Origin of the sequence: Rhizobium herbae, assembly GCF_019511375.1 — a bacterium.
In the GTDB taxonomy this organism is placed as follows: Bacteria; Pseudomonadota; Alphaproteobacteria; order Rhizobiales; family Rhizobiaceae; genus Pararhizobium; species Pararhizobium herbae_A.
In genome coordinates, this window is record NZ_JAEUAO010000003.1 from 729,168 (window position 1) to 753,687 (window position 24,520).

The 24,520-nt window shown below is 60.8% G+C and carries 22 protein-coding genes; 13 read left to right on the forward strand and 9 right to left on the reverse strand.

Annotated features, from left to right (window positions below; translation table 11 throughout):
- Positions 1-112 precede the first annotated feature (112 nt).
- On the forward strand, positions 113-1,324 hold the full coding sequence (locus JNB71_RS16525) for an MFS transporter (RefSeq protein WP_220372859.1): 1,212 nt from the start codon (positions 113-115) through the stop codon (positions 1,322-1,324).
- On the opposite strand, the gene JNB71_RS16530 is transcribed toward JNB71_RS16525, so the two are convergent.
- A complete protein-coding gene (locus JNB71_RS16530) occupies positions 1,278-3,938 on the reverse strand; it encodes an AMP-binding protein (protein ID WP_220372860.1) in 2,661 nt (886 codons plus the stop codon). The two genes, JNB71_RS16525 and JNB71_RS16530, sit on opposite strands and share 47 nt — an antisense overlap.
- A gap of 111 nt (positions 3,939-4,049) precedes the next feature.
- Here JNB71_RS16530 and JNB71_RS16535 point away from each other — a divergent pair, with 111 nt between their 5' ends.
- The 3 genes from JNB71_RS16535 (at position 4,050) to JNB71_RS16545 (ending at position 7,993) form a co-directional block, all read left to right on the forward strand.
- Positions 4,050-5,144: an ABC transporter ATP-binding protein gene (locus JNB71_RS16535; RefSeq protein ID WP_220372861.1), complete on the forward strand. Its 1,095-nt coding sequence runs from the start codon at positions 4,050-4,052 to the stop codon at positions 5,142-5,144.
- 103 nt (positions 5,145-5,247) lie between these two features.
- The gene (locus tag JNB71_RS16540; RefSeq protein WP_220372862.1) at positions 5,248-6,264 is read left to right on the forward strand and encodes a Fe(3+) ABC transporter substrate-binding protein; all 1,017 of its coding nucleotides are present in this window, start codon (positions 5,248-5,250) and stop codon (positions 6,262-6,264) included.
- A 64-nt stretch (positions 6,265-6,328) separates the two neighbouring features.
- The gene (locus JNB71_RS16545) at positions 6,329-7,993 is read left to right on the forward strand and encodes an ABC transporter permease (protein WP_431029082.1); all 1,665 of its coding nucleotides are present in this window, start codon (positions 6,329-6,331) and stop codon (positions 7,991-7,993) included.
- 1 nt (position 7,994) lies between these two features.
- Here JNB71_RS16545 and JNB71_RS16550 read toward each other — a convergent pair whose 3' ends face one another.
- Entirely contained in the window at positions 7,995-8,789 is a 795-nt protein-coding gene (locus JNB71_RS16550; protein WP_220372863.1) for a MauE/DoxX family redox-associated membrane protein, read from the reverse strand.
- A 58-nt stretch (positions 8,790-8,847) separates the two neighbouring features.
- Here JNB71_RS16550 and JNB71_RS16555 point away from each other — a divergent pair, with 58 nt between their 5' ends.
- Positions 8,848-9,273 (forward strand): MerR family DNA-binding protein, encoded by a 426-nt coding sequence (locus JNB71_RS16555; RefSeq protein ID WP_220372864.1) that lies wholly within the window; start codon positions 8,848-8,850, stop codon positions 9,271-9,273.
- Between the two features lie 89 nt (positions 9,274-9,362).
- Here the strand turns inward: JNB71_RS16555 and JNB71_RS16560 are convergent, their stop codons facing one another.
- The 4 genes from JNB71_RS16560 to JNB71_RS16575 all read right to left on the reverse strand — a co-directional run bounded on the left by JNB71_RS16560 (position 9,363) and on the right by JNB71_RS16575 (position 11,829).
- Positions 9,363-10,091, reverse strand: coding sequence for a DUF2161 domain-containing phosphodiesterase (locus tag JNB71_RS16560; protein ID WP_220372865.1), 729 nt, complete (start codon positions 10,089-10,091; stop codon positions 9,363-9,365).
- Between the two features lie 179 nt (positions 10,092-10,270).
- Positions 10,271-10,774, reverse strand: a complete 504-nt coding sequence (locus JNB71_RS16565; protein WP_220372866.1) for a cupin domain-containing protein — start codon at positions 10,772-10,774, stop codon at positions 10,271-10,273.
- A 16-nt stretch (positions 10,775-10,790) separates the two neighbouring features.
- Positions 10,791-11,267: a GreA/GreB family elongation factor gene (locus JNB71_RS16570; RefSeq protein ID WP_220372867.1), complete on the reverse strand. Its 477-nt coding sequence runs from the start codon at positions 11,265-11,267 to the stop codon at positions 10,791-10,793.
- A gap of 97 nt (positions 11,268-11,364) precedes the next feature.
- Entirely contained in the window at positions 11,365-11,829 is a 465-nt protein-coding gene (locus tag JNB71_RS16575; protein ID WP_220372868.1) for a low affinity iron permease family protein, read from the reverse strand.
- Between the two features lie 201 nt (positions 11,830-12,030).
- On the opposite strand from JNB71_RS16575, the gene JNB71_RS16580 reads away from it, so the two are divergent.
- The 7 genes from JNB71_RS16580 (at position 12,031) to JNB71_RS16610 (ending at position 19,780) form a co-directional block, all read left to right on the forward strand.
- Entirely contained in the window at positions 12,031-12,828 is a 798-nt protein-coding gene (locus JNB71_RS16580; protein ID WP_220372869.1) for an inositol monophosphatase family protein, read from the forward strand.
- Between the two features lie 295 nt (positions 12,829-13,123).
- On the forward strand, positions 13,124-13,693 hold the full coding sequence (locus tag JNB71_RS16585) for a cysteine hydrolase family protein (protein WP_220372870.1): 570 nt from the start codon (positions 13,124-13,126) through the stop codon (positions 13,691-13,693).
- Between the two features lie 209 nt (positions 13,694-13,902).
- Positions 13,903-16,350, forward strand: a complete 2,448-nt coding sequence (ligD, locus tag JNB71_RS16590) for a DNA ligase D (protein WP_220372871.1) — start codon at positions 13,903-13,905, stop codon at positions 16,348-16,350.
- A gap of 38 nt (positions 16,351-16,388) precedes the next feature.
- Entirely contained in the window at positions 16,389-17,264 is an 876-nt protein-coding gene (locus JNB71_RS16595) for a Ku protein (protein ID WP_220372872.1), read from the forward strand.
- The gene (locus tag JNB71_RS16600) at positions 17,264-18,355 is read left to right on the forward strand and encodes a tetratricopeptide repeat protein (RefSeq protein ID WP_220372873.1); all 1,092 of its coding nucleotides are present in this window, start codon (positions 17,264-17,266) and stop codon (positions 18,353-18,355) included. The genes JNB71_RS16595 and JNB71_RS16600 overlap by 1 nt, the downstream gene beginning before the upstream one ends.
- The gene (locus tag JNB71_RS16605; protein ID WP_220372874.1) at positions 18,348-18,986 is read left to right on the forward strand and encodes an alpha/beta hydrolase family protein; all 639 of its coding nucleotides are present in this window, start codon (positions 18,348-18,350) and stop codon (positions 18,984-18,986) included. The genes JNB71_RS16600 and JNB71_RS16605 overlap by 8 nt, the downstream gene beginning before the upstream one ends.
- 5 nt (positions 18,987-18,991) lie before the next feature.
- The gene (locus JNB71_RS16610) at positions 18,992-19,780 is read left to right on the forward strand and encodes an exodeoxyribonuclease III (protein ID WP_220372876.1); all 789 of its coding nucleotides are present in this window, start codon (positions 18,992-18,994) and stop codon (positions 19,778-19,780) included.
- Here JNB71_RS16610 and galE read toward each other — a convergent pair.
- On the reverse strand, positions 19,777-20,763 hold the full coding sequence (gene galE, locus JNB71_RS16615) for a UDP-glucose 4-epimerase GalE (RefSeq protein ID WP_220372877.1): 987 nt from the start codon (positions 20,761-20,763) through the stop codon (positions 19,777-19,779). The two genes, JNB71_RS16610 and galE, sit on opposite strands and share 4 nt — an antisense overlap.
- A 654-nt stretch (positions 20,764-21,417) precedes the next feature.
- Between galE and JNB71_RS16620 the strand changes: the two genes are divergently transcribed.
- A complete protein-coding gene (locus tag JNB71_RS16620) occupies positions 21,418-22,575 on the forward strand; it encodes a helix-turn-helix transcriptional regulator (RefSeq protein WP_431029089.1) in 1,158 nt (385 codons plus the stop codon).
- Between the two features lie 32 nt (positions 22,576-22,607).
- Here the strand turns inward: JNB71_RS16620 and JNB71_RS16625 are convergent, their stop codons facing one another.
- Together JNB71_RS16625 and JNB71_RS16630 are read right to left on the reverse strand one after the other, a co-directional pair.
- A complete protein-coding gene (locus JNB71_RS16625; protein WP_220372878.1) occupies positions 22,608-23,678 on the reverse strand; it encodes an ABC transporter ATP-binding protein in 1,071 nt (356 codons plus the stop codon).
- Positions 23,679-23,682: 4 nt separating this feature from the next.
- The gene (locus JNB71_RS16630; protein WP_018329354.1) at positions 23,683-24,516 is read right to left on the reverse strand and encodes a carbohydrate ABC transporter permease; all 834 of its coding nucleotides are present in this window, start codon (positions 24,514-24,516) and stop codon (positions 23,683-23,685) included.
- Between the last annotated feature and the right edge of the window lie 4 nt (positions 24,517-24,520).

A 24,520-nucleotide genomic window follows, 5' to 3' on the forward strand; every position in this document is an offset into this window, starting at 1 on the left:
ACACCAATACCATCTGCGAACCCGCCATTTCCGGCGCTACCATAGTTCTCTCTCTCTCTCTCTCTCTCTCTCTCTCTCTCTCTCTCTCTCTCTCTCTCTCTGTGTTTTCATCATGACCCCCACGCTGTCGATCGCGTTCCGCCACCCGGTGGTTCGGTTGAGCATGATCGCGATTTTCCTGTTCGGCTTCACCGGCGCGGCGACGTCGCCATATCAGTCCGTCATCGGCATCACGGAACTGGGCCTGAGCGACGGCCTCTATTCGATCCTGATTTTCACGGCCGCCGCCGTCAACGTCGTTGCAAGCCTCTGGGTCGGCGTGCTCGCCGACAGGATCGGCAACTATCGGATCCTGCTGATGACTGTCATGACGTTCGGCATTGTCGGCTACGGTCTCGTTTATGCCGTACCGGTGGCAGCGAGCTTCGTGGTGTGCACGCTGATCATCTTGCCAGTCTACAACGCCATGAACTCGCTGCTGTTTGCGAATGTCCGTGCGGTCGCAAACGCCGGGGGAGGACGGGATGCGGCGGCGATCAATTCCGGTGTTCGTGCGGCGATTTCCGTCGCCTGGGTTCTGGTTCCGGGACTTGTCGCGCTCGTCCTGACGGGCGGCGGCAGCATGATGCCCGCCTATCTGCTTGCCTGCCTCGGCTGCGTCGCCAATCTGGCTTTGGTTTATTTCAAACTGCCGGCAGGCAAGGCCACACCGCCGATCGACCGCCGCCATTCCTTCCTCGCCTCCTTTGCCGAAGTCCTATCGCCCAAGGTGTTCGGGCGGCTGATGGCAGTTTCCCTGATCACGTCGACACTGCATGTCAACGCGGCGGTCCAGCCGCTGATCATCACCGGCGCCGCGGGCGGCAAGGTCACGGATATCGGCCTCATCGTCGGGATGATCGCCTTCCTCGAGGTCGTGTTCATTTTCGTCTGGGCGCGCATCCAGCTTCACCTGCATCCAGTAACGGCGCTTGCAGCCGGCACGGCGCTCTATGCCGTCTACCTGACGCTGCTCGGCTTTTCCTCAGCACCCTGGCACGTCTATGCCCTGACGCCGCTCAGCGCTTTCGCCGCTGCCGCACTGATCAGCATCCCGATCACCTACATCCAGGACCTGATCGCCGATCGCCCCGGTCTCGGCAGTTCGCTGATTTCGGTCAACCTGTTCCTGAGCGGCGGGCTGAGCGCGATACTGTTTGCTCTCGGAACCCGTTTCAGCGACTATTCCGGTGCATCGAAGCTCGGTGCCTGTGCCGGCATGCTGGGGCTTGCGCTGCTCATCTATCTTGACGGCCGCCATATGGCGCGGCGCTCGGCATGCTGATCCGTTTGGCTAAATCGACTGCAGCGAGGCAGTGCCGGCGAAGCGCAATGGTGGTGAGCCCGGAGGAGAGATCCCGGTGTTTGGAGAGGTACGACAGGACCTGTTTTTGGCCCCACCATGCAATGATCCCCAAGGCCACGCCTCCGACAATGGCGAGTATCGAAAATGCCGGAGCGGAGATTTTTCCGGAAAGCGGAAGGAGAAGCAGTTCCGGCATGAAACGGTGGAGGAGGTAGATGTGAAAACTGGCGGCAGAAACCGGCAGGACGAGCGCTTTCAGCGCTCGCGGAACAGGTAGCCGCGGGAGGAACAAGAGGAGTGCCAAAACGGGAACCTGCAGGAAATATTTGACCCGCGTGCCGATCCAGACGCTTTCGTAGAACGCGAAAAAGCTGAAGACGACCAGGCCAGCCGCCATCAGGAACAGCCGCTTGGAGGTCGTATCCGCGAAAGCCGCCAGGAGGCCGATCGCGGCGAGATAGAGCATCCACGGCAATGTGAAAATCTGCCGGTTCCCGATTTGCCAGAGGTCGGGAATGATCAGGCGGGCAAGCAGCGCCACGCCCAGCAGCACCAGTCCCGACGAGAACGGTGACCGTGCTGCCATTTTTCGAACGGGCGGAAGGGCAAAGAAGGCGGCGAACAGCAAGAGCATCTGGCAATAGGCTTCGACGAACCAATAGAGGTAGGGAAGCATGGTGTGTCGCTCGGGATCGGCAAAGCCGAGATTCCCGGCCATCACCATGGACGCCCATGGCACCTCACCCCAGGCGACCGCGTAGCCTGCGACAATGAGATAGTAGGGGATCACAATTGGAAGTGCAGAGCGGAGAAGTCGAATGATATCGAACTCCGCAACGGCCCGCCATTGAAAGCGCGCAAGTCCGAAGCCGACAAGCAGGACCATCGCGGCGGAACCGCCTGGAATCGGCCAGAGCGTCTCATGCTGCACGACGACGAAGAGGATGGCGAACGCCCGGATGAGAAGGCTGGTCTCCAGCGCCGGGGCTGTTTCAGTCCGCTTGGTTCTGTCGGTTAGGTCCGAAATGGAAAGCCTTTCCCAATTCACCGGCGCTTCACCGAGGATGCGCTCCAACGCGATCGAGAGCTGGACAAAGCGCAGCGAATCCCCTCCCAGCGACAGAAAACTGTCTCGCGGACTGACCCGGACCGGGTAAAACACTTGAGCAAAGACGTCCTGGACGGTGTCTTTCCGGTCGTCGTTCTCCGTATTCTTTGCGGAAAATTCTGCCGTCAGCCGTCCATAGTCGATCTTGCCGGACGAAAGGCGGGGCAGCTTTGCCCGCGCCGTGGCGCCGACCTGCAACAGGGTGAGCCCACTTGCCGTTGCCAGAATGCGCTTTGCCTCAAGCTCATCGGCAGGACCGGCGCAATAGGCATGGATTACCTTGTCGTTGCCGATGACGGCCGCGCGAATGCCATGTTTCTCGAGCGCCTGTTCCATCGCATCATGACTGATCCTGAGACCGGCGATCTTCGAAATACGCTTCAGACGCCCGCAGATGCGAAAGAGCCGCTGGTCGTCCAGTTCGGCGAGATCGCCCGTTTTCAGGCAATCGAGATCGTGGCCGCGGGTCAGTTCGCGGCGCGAGCTTGCATATCCCATCATGACGTTCGGGCCGCGATACACGAGTTCACCGGGCTGCCCCGGCAACAGGATCGGCCGTCCTTCCTCGTCTTCCAAGGTCAGCGTACCGCCGGGAATTGCGACGCCGATCCGATCCTCGTTGCCCTCAAGCTTATCCGGCGGCACATAGGCCAGCCGGGCCGTGGCTTCCGTCTGGCCGTACATTGCGAAGAATGCGCCGCCGTTTTCGCGCATCAGGCGATTGTAGGGTCGGATGATATCGGGCGAAAGCCGACCGCCGGCAACCGTCATGAACCGCAGGGATGCGGGCCGCTTGTTGCGAAAATCGATGCTTTCCAGAAGCTCGTAGGAATAGGGCACGCCTGAAAAATTCGTGCACCCGGCACGTTCCAGCCGCTCGCAGAAATGCGGATCCGAAATCGGGACCTTTGGGAAATACAGGCTCGCGCCGACGGCAAGATGCGAATGCAGCACGGAGAGCCCGTAGCAGTAATGCAAGGGCAGCACCATGCAACTGCGGTCGGATGGTGTCAGCCCGAGATACTGCGCAATCGACGCCGCATTCGCGTCAAGGTTATGGCTTGAAAGCCTTACCGCCTTGGCGCGGCCCGTACTGCCGGATGTCATGAGCAGAAGCGCCAGATCGGAATGGGGCGCTACGCCGGCCTCACCGCAGCCGCGGCGGGACATCTCCCAGCGCCCGCGTCTCTGGCGAAAGTGGATGTCGGGTGCAAAGGCATCGTCGATGATCGCGCTTTGTGCGTGATCCGCGGGCGGGACCATGACGACGGCGTGGCCCGCCTGAAGCGCCGCGAGATAGCCGATGATGGCATGCTCGGAATGCGACGCTTCCACAGCAACCAGCAGCTTCCCCGCACCAAATGTTGCGGATTTGCGGCTGACGCGGTCGGCCAGCTCCCGATAGGTGATTGGCTCGCGGTCTGGGAAAAGCAGTGCCGGCGCATCGCCCCAATTTGCCAGCGTGGACGTGAAGAGCGGTGCCATGTGAGCAATCAGTGTGGAAAGATTAAGGGAAGTCGGATTTGTTCCCCTATGAAATGCATGAATGCTATTGTCAAGTTATTGGCAGACGCATAGGTGTTTTCGCAAGGAACGATGACCTTGGGCGCATGGAACCGTAAGACGGAGAAGAATTTGATTCCGGCAGCAGAAGATCCGGCCCTCGAACTTCGCAATGTAAGCCGCAGGTTCGGAAAGACCGCCGCTCTGGACGACGTGTCGCTGACGATCGGCTCCGGCGAGATCATCTGTCTCGTTGGCCGTTCTGGCTGCGGAAAATCGACATTGCTGAGAATGATCGCCGGCGTCGATACGATCGATGCCGGCCGCATCCTGCTGAACGGTGACGAGGTTTCGGGTCCTTCGATTTTCGTGGAGCCGGAGGATCGCAAGATCGGTTTTGTTTTTCAGGACTACGCTCTGTTCCCGCATCTGACCGTCGAGCAGAACATCCTGTTCGGGCTCAGGGGCCGTCCGAAAAAAGCTGCTGCACACCGGGTCAACGAAATTCTCGACCATATCGGCATAGAGCACCTGAGGGCCAGATATCCGCATATGCTGTCGGGCGGCGAACAGCAGCGCGCCGCCCTCGCTCGCGCGCTTGCGCCCCAACCGGATATCCTGCTGATGGACGAGCCGTTTTCCAACCTGGACCGCGGGCTGCGCGATCGGGTGCGCGATGAAACGCTTTCGCTTCTGCGACGGCTCGGAACGACGGTGATCATGGTCACCCATGATCCCGAGGAAGCGCTATCGGCAGGCGACCGCATTGTCCTGATGCGGGCTGGCCGCATCGTCCAGACCGGGTCGGGCTACGACCTGCATGACCGACCCGTGAATCCTTATGCCGCCGAGTTCTTCTGCGCCTTCAACAAGGTTCCGGGCGTCTTCCGTGAGGGTCATGTCGAAACGGCTATCGGCCGGTTTGCCCAGAGGCTGGATCTCGGCGAAGGCAGCCCCGCCACGCTCTATATCCGCACACAGGGAATTTCGGTGTCGCGCGGAGACGGGCAATTCCGCGGACACGTGCAGAGCCGGGTTTTCCTCGGCGACGTCGAGCAGCTTGCCGTCAAGGTGGACGGCCTGGAGCAGCCGTTGCTCGTGAAAACGATGGAGCGCCTGGAAGCCGGGACGGACCTTGTCGGCCTGGTCGTCTCGCCGGAGAGTTGCCTGGCATTTGCCGCAACCTGAGGGCCCAGGCGGCCTTTACGGTAAACCGCCCTTGTTAATCTTGACCTTGCGCCTCCATTAATGCTCGACAGCGTGGCGCAATTCATCTGGAGGATAAACGACCATGTCGATCATCGGAAAATCTGCACTGCTCTCGGCGACCTTGTTGCTCGGCGCGAGCGCTGTGTCGGCGGCGGAGCTTAATATCTACACCACGCGCGAGCCGGGTCTCGTCCAGCCGCTCCTCGATGCCTTCACGGCGGCCACTGGCACCAAAGTCAACACGGTCTTTCTCAAGGACGGACTGGTCGAGCGCGTCGCAGCCGAAGGCGAAAGCTCGCCGGCCGATATCCTGATGACCGTCGATGCTGGCAATCTCGTCGATCTCGCCGAAAAGGGCGTCACCCAGCCGGTCGAGTCTGCTATTTTGACGCAGTCTATCCCGGAGCAACTGCGCGATGCGAAGGGCAATTGGTTTGCCCTCTCCATGCGCGCCCGCGTCGTCTATGCGGCGAAGGACCTCGATCTCGCAGCCCTCAACTACGAGGATCTGGCCGATCCGAAATGGAAGGGCAAGATTTGCATTCGCTCCGGCCAGCATCCGTACAACACCGCGCTCTTTGCGGACTACATCGCTCATTACGGCACTGAAGCGACGGAGAAATGGCTCGCCGGCGTCAAGGACAATCTGGCGCGCAAGGCAGCCGGCGGCGACCGCGACGGCGCCAAGGATATTGCCGGAGGGATTTGCGATATCGCCATTGCCAACTCCTATTATGTCGGCCTCATGCGCTCGGGCAAGGGCGGTGAGGAGCAGGCAGCCTGGGGCAATGCCATCAAGGTCATCCTGCCGACCTTCAAGGATGGCGGAACGCAGGTCAACGTCAGTGGCGCTGCGGTCGCAAAACATGCGCCGAACAAGGAGGAAGCCGTAAAGCTCTTGGAGTACCTCGTCTCCGACGAGGCCCAGAAGATCTACGCGGAAGCAAATTTCGAGTATCCGGTGAAGCCGGGTGCCGCGACAGACCCGATCATCGCATCTTTCGGTGAACTGAAGATCGATCCGAAGCCTTTGACGGAAATTGTCAGCCATCGTAAGCAGGCAAGCGAACTGGTCGACAAGGTCGGCTTCGACAACTAAAACAGGAAGGCGCCGGCGGTGTGTGCGGGCGCCTTCTTGTCGCCGATGAATTGGATAGCCCTTGATGACCAGCGCCGCACGAAGCCGGCACCGGCGCTCGACCGGATCCAGATGGCTGGTCTGCACGGGCGCCGTCGCCTGTTTCGTCATGCTGCCGTTCCTGGCGTTGTTGCTGCAGGCGGCACAGGGATCCGCGGGACTGTGGTCGCATCTTGTCTCAACTGTCCTGCCCGTCGCGCTGATGGATACGATCATCCTTTTGTCCGGAGTCGGTCTGATCGCTGCCATTATTGGAACGACGACGGCCTGGCTTGTCACGGCCTATATGTTTCCAGGCCGCCGGGTGCTGGAATGGGCGCTGCTCCTTCCTTTGGCAGTGCCAACCTATATTATCGCTTATGCCTATCTCGACATCCTCCATCCAATAGGGCCGGTGCAGGGGGCGGTGCGATGGCTGCTCGGCTATTCCAGCCCGAGGGAGTTTCGCCTGCCGGATTTGCGCTCGATGACCGGCTGCATCGTGCTTCTTGGTTTTGTCCTCTATCCTTACGTCTACATCCCCGTTCGGGCGATGTTCCTGACGCAGGCCGCCAATCTGATCGAGGCTGCAAGAACGCTCGGCGTTTCCAGGCGCGCGATCTTCTGGCGTGTCGCCCTGCCGCTGGCGCGGCCCGCGGTTGCCGTCGGGGTCAGTCTTGCGCTGATGGAAACGCTCAACGATATCGGCGCCTCCGAGTTTCTCGGCGTCAGGACGCTGACCGTCTCCATCTACACCACCTGGGTCACCCGGTCTGATCTGCCGGGGGCGGCACAGATTGCCCTGGCATTGCTTGCGATGGTCGTGGCCCTGGTGGCGTGGGAACGATGGGGCAGGGGAAAGCAGCGCTACGCGTCGAGCGCGCAGCGTAGTCGGGCCTTCGAACCCGGCCGTGTTTCTTCGGCGACTGGTCTGCTTCTGTTCATCGCAGGGCTTCTGCCGATACTTGTCGGTTTTGCCGCTCCTGCGGCCTACCTCGTCGTCGCGGCCTGGAAAAGGGTGGAATTTGCCGGGTTTTCGTCGCGGTTCTTCTATGAGGCCGCCAACACCATCGGCCTGGCGGCCGCTGCGACTGCCATGACGGTTGTTTTCGGCCTGCTGGTTGCCTATGCCGGGCGCTTGCGCCCCGGCCTCCTGACATTCTGGTTTCACCGGCTCTCGACGCTCGGCTACGCCGCCCCCGGTACGGTCGTGGCAATCGGCATCCTCATCGTGCTTGGAACATTCGATCGGTTCGTCGACCACACGGCGATCGCCTGGTTCGGCATCTCGACCGGGTTGCTGACCATGGGATCGAGTGCAGCGCTGCTCTATGCCTATACGGTGCGATTTCTTGCCATTTCGGCTGGCGGTATCGAGGCGGGACTTTCACGTATCCCCATCTCGTTTGATCATGCCGCCCGCACCCTGGGCCAGTCGAAGATGGGCGCCTTCCGATATGTCCATCTGCCGCTGTCCAAGGCTGCGATTACTGCCGCCGGACTGTTGGTCTTCGTGGACTGTGTCAAGGAGCTTCCCGCCACCCTGCTTTTACGCCCGCTGAACGTCGAGACCTTTGCGACGCATCTCTACGGCGAGGCGGCGAGGGGCACCTATGAAGAGGCATCCATCGCCGCTCTCGCCATCGTCGCCATCGGCATCCTGCCTGTTATCCTGCTGTCGAGAATGGGCCGTGTCTCCACCCGGCCCTAGTTCAAATCGCGCCCGCTGCCGGCATGAGGTGTTCGGCGCCATTGCCGGACAGGATTGCCGCCAGCATCCAGATTGCCATGGCCACCATCATCAGGTTCTCCGTCAAGGAGACGAAGCCGAGCGGCACGTTGCTGGCGCCACCGACGCAGGCGCATTTGAGTTCCCGCTTGTCGATATAGACCGCCTTGAATACCGAAATGGACCCAATCGTGCCGATGAACAGCGCGACGGGAATCGAAATCCAGTTCAGCGCTCCTGCAACCATGAGGATGCCCGCCCCGAGTTCTGCAAACGGGTAGATATAGCTGTAGCGGACCCAGCGCTTGGCCAGCAGGTCGTAGTTCAGGAACATCGTCGAGAACCCCTCGACGTTCTGCAGCTTCAATAGGGCGAGCACCGCCATGGTGAACGCGATGAACCACTCGGCCGCACGCACCGTGACGATGTCGCCATAGGCGGCATAGCTTGTGGCGAGCGCCATCAGGGCCGTCACGGCAAATACAGCCATGACAGGACGATAGGTAACGGCCTTCGGGTCATGGACAGGCTTGCCAAAATGGCGGCGCAAATCGTCATAGCCGCCGACGCGTGCGCCATTGAGAAAGGCTTGCGGCGTCGTCTTGACGTTGTGCTCGGCCTTGAAAGCGTCGGTCTGCTCGCGCGAGGTCAGCCACCGGTCGTCGACTGTATAGCCTTCGCGCTGCAGGAGATTCTTGGCCTTCAGCCCGTAGGGGCAGATATGTTTAGCCATGACCATCCGGTAGAGCGTGGCCTGTTTGGGTACGCGGTCAAGCATGGTGCAATCTTTCATTTCGGTTGGTTTTATCGATTGCCGGAAGTATAAGGTCCGTACCATGGTACGGAGTCAAGCGATGAAGAACATGACGATTGCAGCGCTCGCCCGCGAAGGCGGCGTCGGCGTCGAGACGGTCCGCTTCTACCAGCGGCGGCGCCTGCTCGATACACCGGAACGGACAGGTGGTGTGGGTCTCGTCGGCGGTGTTCGGCGCTATGGGGAAGAGGACGTCCGCCGCCTTCGTTTCATTCGCTCGGCCCAATCGGCCGGTTTCACGCTCGATCAGATTGGCGAATTGCTGCAACTGGATGCCGGTGAAGATCGGCAGCGCGCCCGCACGCTTGCCGCCGAGCGCATCGCGGCTCTCGACGCCAAGATCGCCGAACTGCAGGCGGCGCGCGATTCGCTCCGCCGGCTCGCCCATGCCTGTGGTTCCACCTCAAGTGGCCCGTGCCCCATCATCACCGCCTTCGATCGGGAATGATCGGTCGAGATCAATCGGACTATTGAGCGCGTCCCTGCCGATGGGATGGCAGGCACATGAACGCGATTGAATTGCACGATCCGATCGGCTTAGCCAGCGTCTCCAGGGATGTCGAGAGCGTGCTCACGTCCTTCGACGGCAAAGGGGCCTGTCACAGCCTCGTCAGTCGGCAATATTGACCAGCGCAACAGCGCGTCGCCACCCGCTGCGGTCAGTCCGTAAATGCCGCGGTCGAGACGCTCGAACCAGCCGTAGACATTGCCCCGCAAGATGTTGGCTGCCGCCGGTACGATGGCCTTCAGGTCCTTTGGGCGTAGCGGCCCATCGCGCAGGGCAGCGGCGCAGGCCAGCGCTTGCTGGCGATAGGCCGTCATGATCGGCGCTCTCGTACTTCCCCCGACTGCAGGATCGCCCTTCCGGCGCTTGTGCTCGTCCATCAGACGCGAGCGCTTGCGAAGATTCTTGCGCGGCATCGGCGCAATCGGGCTGACGATGACATCGACGGTGCCATTATCGGCGACGCCAAGCATGCCGAAGCCCAGCCGGCGGCAGAGGTCGCGGTAGCGGCGGTCGCTTTCACGGCCCTTTCCCCTGGCCGAAACCCGGGCTGCAATCCACACTTCGTCGCTGGCCGATGCCCTGTCGACAGCCTGCAGGATGAGTTCGAGATTGAAGCTTAGTTTCAATTCGCAGATGACGACGACCGGCGGTTCGTCGACGGTAAGCCCCACGATGTCGCAGCCGGCGATTTCGCCCTTGACGCTGTACCCGGCGGCCTCAAGGAAGCGCTTGATCGGCAGATAGAGCGTGGTCTCCAAATCATGTCCTCGATTGTTCGCGCCACGGTCTTGGCGCGTTTCGCGGAGGAGATCAACAAAAGGGTGCAATTTTGTCTGCGGATGCCGCTGCTGGAGTGGCTGAGACAGGGTCACATCCAAACCGGAAGAACCAGCATCCGATGCAACGCGCGTGGCGGCCGCTGGCGGGCGTGAGCCGTTCATCCGTCGATGTGCCATGCATCGGTCAGAACACCGGGATTGCCTCCGATCGGGTCAGCCAGGGGCAAGGGTAACGCGCGGATAGTCTGCAGCTCCCTCGGGCCGGCAGCCCCCGTCTTGATGTCCGCCGTCTGGTTCGGCGGGTAAGCGCCGACGACCAGAAAGTCCGGACCGGCGCTGATCCGGCAATGTCCCGTCCCCGCCGGCAGGACGATGCAGTCGCCTGCCGATACGTCGATCTGGCGACCGCCGGCTCCACCGATCAAAAGCCGGGCCTCGCCACGGGCGATGCCCAGCACCTCATGGGCGCCGGCGTGGTAGTGCTGGTAGGAAAAAACGCCGTTGCGCCAGCAATTCTCCCAACCGTTTTGAGCAAAACGATTTTCGAATACGGTGGCGAGATCGGCCTCGTCTGCAAGGGCATGATGGTAAACCACCACCGGTAATTCGGGGTTGTTCGGCACCCAGTCGCTTGCTCCGAACAGAATGGTCTCGACGCGCATGTCGCACCCTTCGGTCCTATTGCGAGGCACCTTTTACCGACAGAACGAGGATTTCTTCCTCCCGTCCGCCCGCTTCGAACTCGACGACATCACCGGGGCGTGCGCCTTCCAGCGCCCGCGCCAGAGGGGAGGTCCAGGCGATCGTTCCAGCCGCCGGATCGGCCTCATCCTCGCCGACGATGTGGAGATGTTTGGTTTCGCCACCGCGTTTGATCGCAACATAGGTTCCAAATGTGACGGTGGTGGGAGCTTCCGGTGGTTCGACGATTTCCATCCTGGCGTGACGCGCATGCCAGTACCGCAGTTCACGCCTGAGCGTGGCCAGTGCATCGTTATCACCAGATGCTCCGATCTGACGGTCCAGCGATTCCATGGCCTGCTCGATTTGGCGCGCTCCGTTCGGCGTCACGAGATTGCGGGCGGAGCTAATCGCTCGCTCCAAGATAGGTGGGGGAGGGGCGTCGTCGACCTCCCGGGTAAATGCTCGGCTCATGATTTTTCTCCTCCCATAGAAACGCATATAATGCTCTGGAGTTCACTTGGCAGGTTGGAAAAGACGACTTGCCAAAAAAATCCGGACGCGGACGGTCTCACCCGTCCACCGGTCGCTCTCCTGCTGGTTGTATCCTCTTTTTCAGCTTGGTGCGCCGATCCCGGATGATGTGATCGACTTTTCCGGCAAGCGCGTGATCCGGCTCGCTGTCGGCGGCTTCTCTCAGCAGCAGCGTCAACCGCTTCAATTCCGTCTCATCGAGATGTTCAATGCCCATGAAGCGGTTTTCCGCCTCGCTGGTAAGGATCAGCTCGTCCAGTTTTGCCTGGACCGCCCTGCCGTCCCGGTTCTGCGAATTCTGGAGCACGAAGACCATCAGAAAGGTGATGATCGTCGTTCCAGTGTTGACAACAAGTTGCCACGTCTCCGAAAAGCCGAAAAAGGGCCCGGTTGCGGCCCAGACGATGATGCCGGCGACGGCAATCACAAACGTCGCCGGCTTGCCGGTCAATTCTGCAACGCTCCCGGAAAATCTGGAAAAGAAGCTGGGGTTATGGGACATGGGACTTCTCCCTGGCGAACAAGCATGTCAGAAATTCCCCGGCGCGGCGGAAGTTCCGGACGTGGCCGCAGAGAGTGAATTTTGAGCGATATTCTTAATCTGGTCCCCCAACTCTGCACGGGTATGGAGTACCTCAACGGCTTATTGGATTTTGCGGAAAGCCGGGGAGAAGCCGCCAAGCAGCAAGGAAAGTCAGCTGACATGATTTCGCAGATATCCGGGCTTGACGCCCGTTTCGCGCTGGCGAAAACCATAGCCAAGGAAGCTGGCGCCGTTGCGCTCGGCTATTTCAACACACGCGACACGCTCGTGGTGGAGACGAAGCGGGACGCACAAGACGTCGTTTCCATCGCAGATCGCGAGGTGGAGAATCTCATCCGCGCGCGTGTCGCGAACATTCACGCGGAGGACGGGTTTCTCGGCGAGGAATACGGGCTTGTCGAGGGGCAATCCGGCTATACATGGATCGTCGATCCGATCGACGGCACCAGCCCTTTCGTCAACGGCATGCCGAACTGGTGTGTGTCCATCGCCGTGCTCCAGAATGGCGAACCGGTGATCGGGGTGATCTTTTCACCGTGCCATGACGAGCTCTATGCCGCCGCCAAGGGACAGGGTGCCATCCTGAACGGCAAACTGCTGAGCCTCGATCCAAGCCGCACGATCAGGAATGCGGTGACCGGCATCGGCGCCAACAACTATGTCTCTCCCGCCGCGGTCGGCAAAATCGTAGAGAGCCTGCTGGAGGCCGGTGGTAACTTCGTCCGCAACGGGTCAGGCGCGCTGATGCTCGCTTATGTCGCTGCGGGTCGGCTGGTGGGCTATTATGAGCCTTGCATGCATGCCTGGGACTGCCTTGCCGGCTATTGCCTCGTCCATGAAGCGGGCGGGTGGTGCCACCCGTTCCCGACTGCAGGCGAACGTCTCACGAGAGGCGCGCCGGTGCTTGCGGCCGGACCGGGTGCCCGGGAGGATCTGGCGAAAATAGCTGGTCTCTAGCGCTTTGATCATTGGTTGGTGCTGTCGCGACGCGGCACCGCTGCGGCTTTAATCGCGAGCGGATCGGAAGAGTTTGTAGCTGCAGTTGAGTGGCGGGGGCTACAGCCAGGACAGGGCCACGGTCCGCCGGTATCTCAGTTTCGCCCTTCGTACTGACGGACCCCCATCACTCGCGTCGATGAAAAAGGCCAGTGCCGCCGCAGTGCAGCGGTCCTTGGATGCTTGGGGGCGGCTCGAAAAAGGGAACTTTCAGGGCAGGGGCAACGTTTGACACGGCGCGGGCGGAGACGATGCGATGGAATGGCGCCATATATGTGTCGACATGCAACGGATGTTTGCCGAGGAGACGCCTTGGCATGTCCCGTGGATGGAGACGGTGCTGCCACAGATCAGGGAGCTTGCTGAGCGACACGCTCAACGAACCATCTTCACGCGTTTTGTCCCGCCGCCCAAACCGGACGATTTGCCGGGGACTTGGCGCACCTACTACCGCAAATGGTGGATGATGACAGGCGAGCAGTTGCCGCGCGAAATGGTTGACGTCGTGCCTTGTCTGAAAAAGCTCATTCCTCCGGCCAGATGCTTTGATAAGCGCGTCTACTCGCCGTGGTTCGATGGGAGCCTGCATGCCGCCCTTTCCGGAGAACAGGTTTCGACCCTGGTCATCAGTGGCGGTGAGACGGATGTCTGCGTCATGGCCACGGTGATGGGCGCAATCGATCTCGGCTACCGCACGATTATTCTGAAAGATGCGGTCTGCAGCGTCGCCGACCAAACACACGACGCTTCCCTCGAACTGATGGGAAATCGGTTTTCCGTTCAACTTGAGGTCATGAATACAGAGGAGTTCCTTGCAAGTGCCTGACAGTCGCGGCGGTTAACGAATGAATCGAAGGTTCGCGGGCGTCAGCATGGCGCTCGCAGTGTCTGCGCCTATTCTCTCGGGACGAGATGGAAGAGTGCCAGGCAGAACGGCATCGACGTCGCCGCGCCTCTGAAAACATCTGGAATCGTTAGATCACGTTGCTCGCGCTCGATATTGCAGGTTTGCCGGACACGCCATAGCGTAGAAAAATGGCGACATCGAAACTGACGGCCTATCGCAAGAAGCGGGACTTTTCGAAGACGCGGGAGCCGGTTGGTCGTCTCGCTGGCGACGGCAACCGTTTTGTCGTGCACAAGCATCACGCCACTGCGGATCATTACGATTTGCGCCTGCAGGTCGGCGGCGTCCTGAAGAGTTGGGCTGTTCCAAAGGGGCCATCGCTCAACCCGGCCGACAAGCGGCTGGCAGTCGAAACTGAGGATCATCCACTGGAATACGTGGACTTCGAGGGTGTGATCCCCGAGGGCGAATACGGCGGCGGTCCGATGATCGTCTGGGACACCGGCGTCTGGGCGCCGATGGACGATGTCGAAAAGAGCTTGCGGACGGGTGCCTTCAAGTTTCGACTTGCCGGCGAAAAGCTCAATGGCGGCTGGATGCTTGCGCGGCTGAAGGCCAGGCCGGGGAATCATGAGCGCAACTGGCTGCTGTTCAAGGAAAATGACCTTGCCGCAGACGACACATTCGACATCCTCGCGGCGCGTCCGGAAAGCGTTAAGTCCGGCCGGCGGATAGAGGAACTGGTGGAGAAGCCAAAGCCTGCAGGTCGGCCGGTAACGTTCAATCCGGGGGCGCTTCCTGGTGCGGTGGAAGGCGCCCTGCCAGCGCGCATCGAGCCGCAACTTGCAACGCCCACGGCAATTCCACCCGGCCGCGCCGACCAGGGTGAGATCTGGCTGCACGAGATCAAGTTCGACGGTTACCGGACAATGGCGCACGTTTCCGCCGGTGCGGTGCATCTGCTTACCCGCGGCGGACTGGATTGGACGAAGCGCTATGGTGACCTGCCGGAGGCTTTCCGGCGGCTGCCGAGCCGCGATGCCGTTATCGACGGCGAAATCGTCGTGCTCGACGACAAGGGGATCAGCCGATTCGCGTTGCTGCAGGATGCGCTCGCCAAAGGCTCAGGCACCAGCCTTGTCTTCTATGCCTTCGACCTCCTCCATCTCGACGGCTGGGACCTTGCCAACGTTGCTCTCGAAAAACGCAAGGCGCTGCTGGCGCAGCTGCTCGAGGGGCACATATCCAGCCACTCCGCCATTCAGCTGAGCGATCACGTCGTTGGTGACGGGCGCGTGCTTTACGAACAGGCTTCGGAAATGGGGCTCGAAGGCATCGTGTCGAAGCGCGTTTCGGCCAGGTACCAGAGCGGCCGGTCCCAGACTTGGACAAAGACCAAGGCTTTGAAGGCCGATGACTTCGTGATTGCCGGCTACACCATCTCCGAAGCAGCTGAGGGCCTCGCAGCGCTGGCGCTCGGCGAATGGGTGGATGGCGAACTGGAATATCGCGGCAAGGTCGGGACGGGTTTCGGCGCAGACATGCTCAGGCAATTGCTTGCTCGGCTGGAACCACTGCGGGCTGGCGCAACCAAACTCGACGGCGCCCCAAGGGATATCATCTGGGTCAGGCCGGTACTTTCTGCGCATATTCACTACGCCAACCGCACCGCCGACAATGCGCTCCGCCACGCCGTCTTCAAGGGGCTTCGCGACATCTCGCTTTCCACCCCGGTTGCCGCCCGGCGCGAGCGGCTGATCTCGGATGCCGATCTCGCCAGCATCACCGTTACCAATCCGACACGCCGGCTGTTTGGTCGATCGGGTCCCACCAAGCTCGACATCGCGGTCTACTACGCCTTGGTCGGCGATTTCATGCTGCCGCATATTCTCGGCCGCCCGGTCTCGCTTGTCCGCTGTCCGACGGGAAAGGCGCAGGACTGCTTCTTCCAGCGCCATCCGTTCACTGGCATGCCATCCTCGATGGCGACATTCGCAACCACCAACTCCGAGGGCGAAACGAAATCCTACCTCTCGGTGGAAGACGCAAGAGGGTTCCTCGCGCTGGCACAATTCGGGGTGGTCGAATTCCATACCTGGGGGACAACTCGAAAGCGGCTGGAAAAGCCGGATCGTATCGTCTTCGACCTCGATCCCGGCGAGGGTGTCACCTGGCGCGAGGTGGTCGAGGCAGCCGTCCACATCGGTGGTGAACTGGGTGCCCTTGGCCTTGTCCCGTTCGTCAAGACATCGGGCGGCAAGGGTATCCATGTGGTTGTGCCGGTTACGCCCAAGCTCTCCTGGAGGAAAGCGCATCCGGCGACAAGCGCCATAGCCGCGCGCCTGGCGGCGACTGCTCCGCAAACATTCACCACGACGATGGGCAAGGACAACCGCATACGGCGCATTTTCATCGACTTCCATCGCAACGCACGCGGTCATACCGCCGCTGCTCCCTATTCGCTTCGCGCCCGCACCAATCTGCCTGCATCGACCCCCGTGAGCTGGGCCGATCTTGAAGCTATCGACGCTCCCGAGGATTTGAACTATTCTTCATTGCCGGGCCTTCTGGCCACGTCCGGCGATCCATGGGCCGATATCGACGACTTTGCCAGGGATTTGCCCTTGCTATCATAAGGCCGGAAAGCAATCGCGTTGCCGCGCAGGAGATGATCATGGCGCCCAGGGCAAGTTGGAAAGGCTACCTCAAACTCAGTCTCGTGAGCTGTCCGGTCCGGCTCTATCCGGCAACCAGTTCGAGCGAGCGCATCAGCTTCAATCAGCTTCACAAGGATACCCATAACCGGATCAACATGAAGCCGGTCGATCCTGAACTCGGCCTGGTCGAACGGGCGGACCTGGTGAAGGGCTACGAGTACGAAGACAAGAAATACATCATCATCGAGGACGCCGATCTCGACAGCGTCAGGATCGAATCCAACCACACGATGAATATCGAGGCGTTCGTCGACGAAAAGTCGGTCGATGTCATCTACCAGGACGCGCCCTATTATCTGGCGCCGGATGGAGCGATGGCCGAGGAGACCTTCATCGTGCTGCGGGAAGCGATGCGGAAATCCGGCAAGCTGGCGATCGCGCGTCTGGTCCTGTCGAGCCGCGAGCGGGTGGTCACTATCGGCGCGCGCGAGACCGGTATGTTCGTCTGCACGTTGAGGAATCCGAGCGAGGTGCGCGGTACGGCCGAATATTTCGGCAATATCCCGGTCGGCAAACCGGAACCCGAAATGCTGCAGCTTGCCGAAGCGCTCATTGAGCAGAAACTGACGACCTTTGATCCCAGGAACTATGAGGATCGCTACGAAGTCGCGCTGATGCAGATGATCCGCGAGAAACTCAAGGGTCACAAGCCAATCATCGCAGCGGCTCCGGAACGCGGCAATGTCATCAATCTCATGGACGCGCTGAAGGCGAGCCTTTCGCAATCGAAGCCTCCCGCCAAGAGCAAGAGCAAGTCGGAGCCGGCGGCAAAGCCGGCGGCGAAAGCCACCGCTTCGGTAACGCCCAAACCGACGTCCAAGAAGAAAATCTGATGGCGGTAGCTGGCCAGACCTTCGGGATCGTCGGTGCGCTGGCAGCATTTCCGCGACGGCTGGCGACGCGCGAAGTCGAACGGCAAGGTGGGCATCTACGGCGCGGTGTAACGCGCCAAACTTCGCATCTGGTCTTCGGCAGAGGTTTGCTGGCAAAGGCAAGCGAGGCCCAGATCGAAGCACGGTTCGCGGAAACCAGCCAGGGCAGGTTTCTTCTCAGCGAGAACGGGTTTCTTCGCTTGCTGGGCCTGCTGAGATCGCCGGAAACATCGACCCTGACACGGCAGGCGCTGATCGACCAGTCCCGGCTTTCACCGCGGACCTTCGATTTTCTGTCCCTGTTCGATGCCTTCGAGCACGCCGCCGAACCCTATTCGTTCCGTGATCTGATCCTTGCAAGGAAATATGCGGACCTGATTGCCAGCGGCGCACCATGGAGCGCGATCGCAAGGTCGGTCTCCCGCACCCGTTCGGTGGCATCGCTCGCCCGACTATCGCTCCACCATGAGGGCTCGGACGCCATCTATGTGCGCGGTGGCGAGGGTTTGAGCGAACTCGACGGCCAATTGCTGTTCGATCTTGGAACGCCAGACGACGTCGAACTTGACGACCTATTTTCGCAGGCGGAAGCCGCCGAAGCGGATCGCCTGTACGATGAGGCCGCCGCCCTTTATCAACGTTGCCTCGCCATCGATCCGACGGATCCCGTTGCAGCTTTCAATCGCGCCAATTGCCTCAAGGCGGGTGGCCGGCAATTGGAGGCCGCGCATGACTATGCCCGCGCGCTTAAGCTCGACCCGAGCTTCGTCGAGGCCTGGTTCAATCTCGCCGGGCTTATGGGCGAGCGGGGCCGGGTCGATGCGGCTCGCAGGCACCTGCAAAAAGCGATCGAACTCGATGGCGAGTATGCGGATGCGATTTTCAACCTGGCTAAACTGGAATTCGATGCCGGCAATCTCGGGGAAGCGCGACGCCGGTGGGCACGCTATCTCGAACTCGACAGTGATTCCGAATGGGCTCGAACAGCAGCCCGCGGCGTTCAGTTCGTTGACCTCCAGTTCATCGCTAAAATGGGTGGTCGAAATGCCTGAGCGATTTCTGCTCGACGGACCGGGTGATGCTGCCGTCACCATCCTGCTTGCGCACGGCGCCGGTGCGCCGATGGATTCCGCGTCGATGACCGCGACTGCCAAGGCTCTCGCCGACGTCGGCTTTCGCATCGCGCGCTTCGAATTCGCATACATGGCAGCCCGCCGCACATCGGGCCGCAAGCCACCGCCGCGTGCCGAGACCCTTAACCCGGAGTATAGGGCAGCCGTCGCTGAACTTGCCGCAGACGGCCCTCTCATTATCGGCGGCAAGTCCATGGGCGGACGGGTCGCCAGCATGGTCGCCGATGATCTTTATTCTGAGGGGAAAATCGCCGGACTTCTCTGCCTCGGCTATCCCTTTCACCCTCCCAGCAAACCGGAACAGCTGCGCACAAAGCATCTCGCCGGGCTGGCGACACCGACCTTGATCTGTCAGGGAACGCGTGACGAGTTCGGCACCCCGCAGGACGTTGAGGACTACGAGCTCTCGGACAGGATCGAAATTCTCTGGCTTGAGGATGGCGACCATGATCTCAAGCCGCGCAAGAGCGCCTCCGGTTTCTCGACCGCCGACCACTTGGCGACGATGGCCAAGGCCGTGGCTACCTGGGCCGGGCGGCTGGCCCGCTGACGCTGATGAAGATCGCGACCTTCAACATCAATGGCGTCAACCGGCGGCTTGAGAATCTGCTTGCCTGGTTACGCACGGCAAAGCCTGATGTCGTCTGCCTCCAGGAGCTCAAGGCAACGGATGGACAATTCCCCAGGACGGCGATCGAAGCCGCCGGCTACGGCGCAGTCTGGCGTGGGCAATCAGGCTGGAACGGGGTTGCGATCTTGGCGCGTAACGGCGAACCGATCCTGACCCGGGCCGAGCTCCCTGGCGATCCGTCCGATACGCAGGGCCGCTACATCGAGGCGGCAGTAAACGGCATCCTGATCGCATCTCTTTATGCGCCGAACGGAAATCCGCAGCCCGGCCCGAAATTCGACTATAAGCTTGCCTGGCACGACCGACTTGCGCTGCATGCCGCGGAATTGCTTGCGGCGGGAGTGCCCGTCGTGCTTGCCGGCGATTACAATATCGTTCCGGAACCGCGCGACATTTATCCCACCCGTTCCTACGATGACAACGCTCTTATCCAGCCGGAGAGCCGTGCCGCGTTCCGGCGGCTTGTTGATCAAGGCTGGCTCGACGCGCTCCGTAGCGTTCATCCTGATGAGACGCTATATACGTTCTGGGACTATCGCCGGAACCGATGGCCGCGCGACGCCGGTCTGCGCCTCGACCACATCCTTTTGAACAATAAACTGACCCGTCGGCTCAGTGGCGCGGGCGTCGACCGGCATATCCGCGGCCTGGATGGCGCAAGCGACCACGCGCCCGTGTGGATCAGCTTGCGCGATGCCGCTGCGGCGGATTAGGACCGCACCTCCAATCCAAAGAAGGGCGCCGCGGTCCGCACGATGGTCGCGAGGTCAGAATATTCGGGCAGGAACCCAAGGACCTGCTCGGCGCGGCGGACGTCCGCATACAAAGCCGGCGGGTCGCCCTGGCGCCGATGTCCGATGGCGATCGGGACTTCTTGCCCGGTGACCTGGTTGATGGCGCGCAAGACCTCCCTGATGGAAGACCCGTGGCCAGCGCCCAAATTGAGAGCCACGCTGTGGCCGCCCTTTTCGATGTGCCGGTAGGCCAGCACATGGGCACGAGCGAGATCGGCCACGTGAACATAGTCGCGTACGCAGGTTCCATCGATCGTCTGGTAGTCGTCGCCGAATATCTTCAAGCGCGGAATCTTGCCTGCTGCGGCCAGCAGAGCTCGCGGTATCAAATGGGTTTCCGGTTCGGACCATTCGCCGAGATCCCCCTCCGGATCGGCACCGCAGGCATTGAAGTAGCGGAGCGCCACGTAACGCATGCCAAAAGCGGTGGCGTAGTCGGCGAGCATCTGCTCGGCGATGAGTTTCGTCCTGCCATAGGGATTGACCGGTACCTGCGGTGTCGCCTCGTCAACCGGCAGCTTCGCCGGCACGCCATAGGTTGCGCAGCTTGACGAAAAGATGATCTTGTCGAGCCTCGTTTGACGGCAGGCGTCGAGAAGCGACTGCGTTCCACCGACATTGTTGCGGTAATATTTTGCTGGGTCGCTCACGGATTCGCCGACATAGGTCGAAGCGGCGAAATGCATGACGGCTACGGGCTTGTGGTGCTCGATGGCCTGGATCAGGCGAGGCGTGTCGAGGATATCTCCCTGAACGAACGGTCCCCAGCGCACCGATGATAGATTTCCGGTCGTCAGATTGTCATAGACAATCGGCTCAACGCCCTCCAGGCGGAGCATCTTTGCCGTATGACTGCCGACATAGCCGGCGCCACCGGTCACAAGTACACGCGGCGTAACCATCACACAACCTCCATCAAAATCCGGTGAAACCGGGTAACACGTCCATCGAAATGGCCAGCCCTCTGACAAGACCGGCCGATAAATTCACTTTCGCGCGCTGGTCGAGTTCCCGCATAGCGAACGAAATGCCCGCGCGGCACTAGCGTGGTTCATCGAGAAGATGTCGATGCAAACGATCGGAATGGCCGCGTCAAAGAGACGCTCGCAGGAATGCGATCCGATAAAAGCCTGTGTGGCCGGCGACAAGAATCCGCTTCCGATCTTCTTGTCGCCGGAGCACTTTGTTGTCGCTACGGGCTGCCCCTGATGAAGAATTGCCGCTCATTACGCAATAAAATCGCGACAAAATTCACCAAACCCGTGGCGGACCTGTCTTTCCCCCAAAAGACAGTCATAAATAGGTCATTGGAAAAGAAATATTTAAAAAGTCTTTTAGATACTTCCATTTATTCTTTAGCAACAACCATGGGTTATTTATCGCATAGGTCGGCCCCGAATGTCGTTATCCGCGCATCCTGAAATTTATCGTCCCGTGCATTTCTACTCCAAATGGAGTACAACTGAGCCTGACAAAGGCGTAGGCCAGGCGCCGCCGCGCCAGAACAAGAGATCGCCAGGGCTATTTCCGCCTGCGATCGTGGGCTGGAGGATTGAATGAGTGATTGTCCAACCGGGCCAAAACCGGGTGACCGCACGGTGAAGGCGGCAACGCCGCACATGGATCGTCGCCGATGGCCGCGTCAATCCGAGGGGCAGGCGGCGCCGCGTCCTTCGGCTCCGCCCGCTCTGATGCCCCTGCATTTTTCGACACGCGAGCTTCCGCCGGCCGAACAGTTCCATGCATGGCGTGAACACATGGCGCCGTTGGTCGACGTCAGTTTGCCCGACAACATGTCGCTGGAGGACGGCTTCCCGGCAGATCAGACGGCATGGCATCTGGGCAACATGCTTGTCGTTCAGCAACGCGCGCCGGCCCACCGCTATAACCGTTCGCGTGCAATGTTGCGTCTGAGCTCGATCGATCACTGGTACGTTGAACTGTTCCGCGACGGCAGAGCCTGGACGGAAGTGGACCGCCGGGTTGCGGAAAGCGGGCCGGACAGGCTCGCCTTCAGATCGCTTGGCTATCCCTATCGCGGGCGGGCAACCGACTCGGACGCCATCCTCCTTTTCATGTCTTACGATTTGTTGGCCGACGAGGTCGCTCTTATGAAGGCGGCCAACAATTCGATATTGTCGGGCAATCTCGCCAAGTTGTTGATCACCTATATTCACGGCATCGAGGCCAATCTCTCCAGCCTCACGGCTGACGAGTTGCCGCGGATCGTCCACACGATACGCGATATGGTCGTTGCCTGCGTCGCATCGTCGGTGGCGCCGCCCGAGACGGCGACGTTACCGAACAACATGGGCATGATGGAGCGGGCGCACCGGTATATTCACGCTAACCTCCACTCGGCAGAACTCACCCCCGACAATATCTGCCGGGCGCTCGGATTGTCTCGGACCCGGCTCTATCAACTCTTTGCGACAAGTGGCGGCGTTCTCAACTACATACGCAAACGGCGGCTATTGGCGGCCTACGCGGAACTCAACGATCCCACGAACAATCGGCCGATTTCAGAAATAGCAGAAGCGGCCGGTTTTGATCTGGCTGCCAACTTCACTCGGGCCTTCAGCAATGAATTCGGTTTCAGCCCCCGGGAACTCCGAAAGGCCGCGGCCTTGGAGCGTCCCATCCCGCCGACCGGTTCTGCCGAACGACCTCATGGAGGCACATTCGGCAATTGGCTCAGCGCTCTTGGAAATTGATGCGGGACTTCCCCCGCTCGCGCTTCCGCCCATTAGACCTTCCGGCCGTCCTCGTTGAAAAAATGCAGGTTGGCGACGGGTAGCCGGACAGTGACCTCGCCGTGCATTCCGAGGAAGCGGCGGTCCAGCGTGAAGGCCTTAAAGGTCGTGGGGCCGAGCTTCAGGTGGACGATGATGCCGAAACCGGTCGGCTCGACGAGGTCGACCGTCGCCTTCAGCACGTCCGGGCCTTCTGCGCCGAGAACCACATGTTCCGGGCGGATGCCGAGGGTCGCGCGGCTGCCGTTTTCCAGATTGGCAGTGCCGCCGAGCGGCAGGATGCCGCCACCGGTGAGAGCAAAGTCTGCGGTTTCGCCGTTTGCCATATAGCGGCCTTCGAAGAAGTTCATGCCCGGCGAGCCGATGAAGCCGGCGACGAAGAGATTGGCGGGCCGGTCGTAAAGATCGAGCGGACTGCCGACCTGCTGGATAAGGCCGCCGTGCATGGCAACTATGCGGTCGGCAAGCGTCATCGCTTCGATCTGGTCGTGGGTGACGTAGATCGAGGTGGCGCCGAGATCCTGGTGCAGTTTCTTGATTTCGGCGCGCATCTGCTCGCGCAGCCGGGCGTCGAGGTTGGAGAGCGGCTCGTCGAACAGGAAGGCCTTCGGTTGCCGGACAATTGCGCGGCCCATGGCGACGCGCTGGCGCTGGCCGCCGGAAAGCGCCTTGGGACGACGCTCCATCAGCGGATCGAGGCCGAGTTTGCTGGCCGCGCCCGCGACGACCGAGGCGATCTTGTCCTTGGCGGTTTTTCTCAGGCGCAGGCTGTAGCTCATGTTCTTTTCTACGCTCATATGCGGATAGAGCGCGTAGGACTGAAACACCATGGCGATATCGCGATCCTTCGGAGCAAGGTCGTTCACACGTTTTCCGGCAATGCGGATTTCGCCTTCGGTGACAGCTTCCAACCCGGCGATCATGCGCAGGAGCGTTGATTTTCCGCAGCCGGAGGGGCCAACGAGGACGACGAACTCGCCATCCTTGATCTCGAGATCGACGCCATGCAGCACTGGATGGATACCATAGGATTTCTGGACGTGGGCGATGTCGATGGATGCCATGGGATCAGCCTTTCACGGCGCCGGCCGTCAGGCCCTGCACGAGATAACGTTGGATCAACAGGAAGAACAGGCAGGCCGGTATGAGCGCCATGACGCCCGCCGCCATCATCTGCCCGAAGTCGACCGAGAATTTCGACACGAAGGAGAGAAGCCCGACGGGGAAGGTCGCCGCGTCGTTGCCCGATATCAGCATTAGCGAGAAAAGAAGCTCGCTCCAGGCGGCCGTAAAGACGAAGCCCAGCGTCGCGGCGATCCCCGGCAGCGTCAGCGGCAGGATGATCTGGCGGAAGGCGACGAACTGCGTGGCGCCGTCGATCATCGCAGCTTCCTCCAGGTCCTTCGGGATGCCGTCGAAGAAGGACTGCATCAGGAAGGTGGCAAACGGCACGTTGAAGGCGGTGTAGACGATGACAAGGCCCGTCAGGCTGTTGGTCAGGCCGAGCGGCGAGAGCATCTTGAAGATAGGCGCGACCAGCATGACCAGCGGGAACATCTGGGTGAGCAGCATCAGCGTCACGATCCAGTATTTGCCACGGAAATTGAAGCGCGACATGGCATAGCCGGCAAGCGACGCAAGCACGGTGACGATGACGGCTGTGGAGCCGGAGACGATCAGGCTGTTCTTGAAGAAGGTCGGAAATTCGCTGTGGCGCAGCACGAATTCGAAATGTTCGAAACTCGTCTGCGAAGGCCACATCCTGATGCCTTCGGAATACAGCAGATTGTTCGGCGTCACCGAGACCTTCAGCAACCAGTAAAGCGGGAAGAGCGCGAAGGCGACATATGCGAGAATGGCCAGGCGGTGGGCGAGGGTGGAAAGGATGCGCTTGCCGGTCATGGCC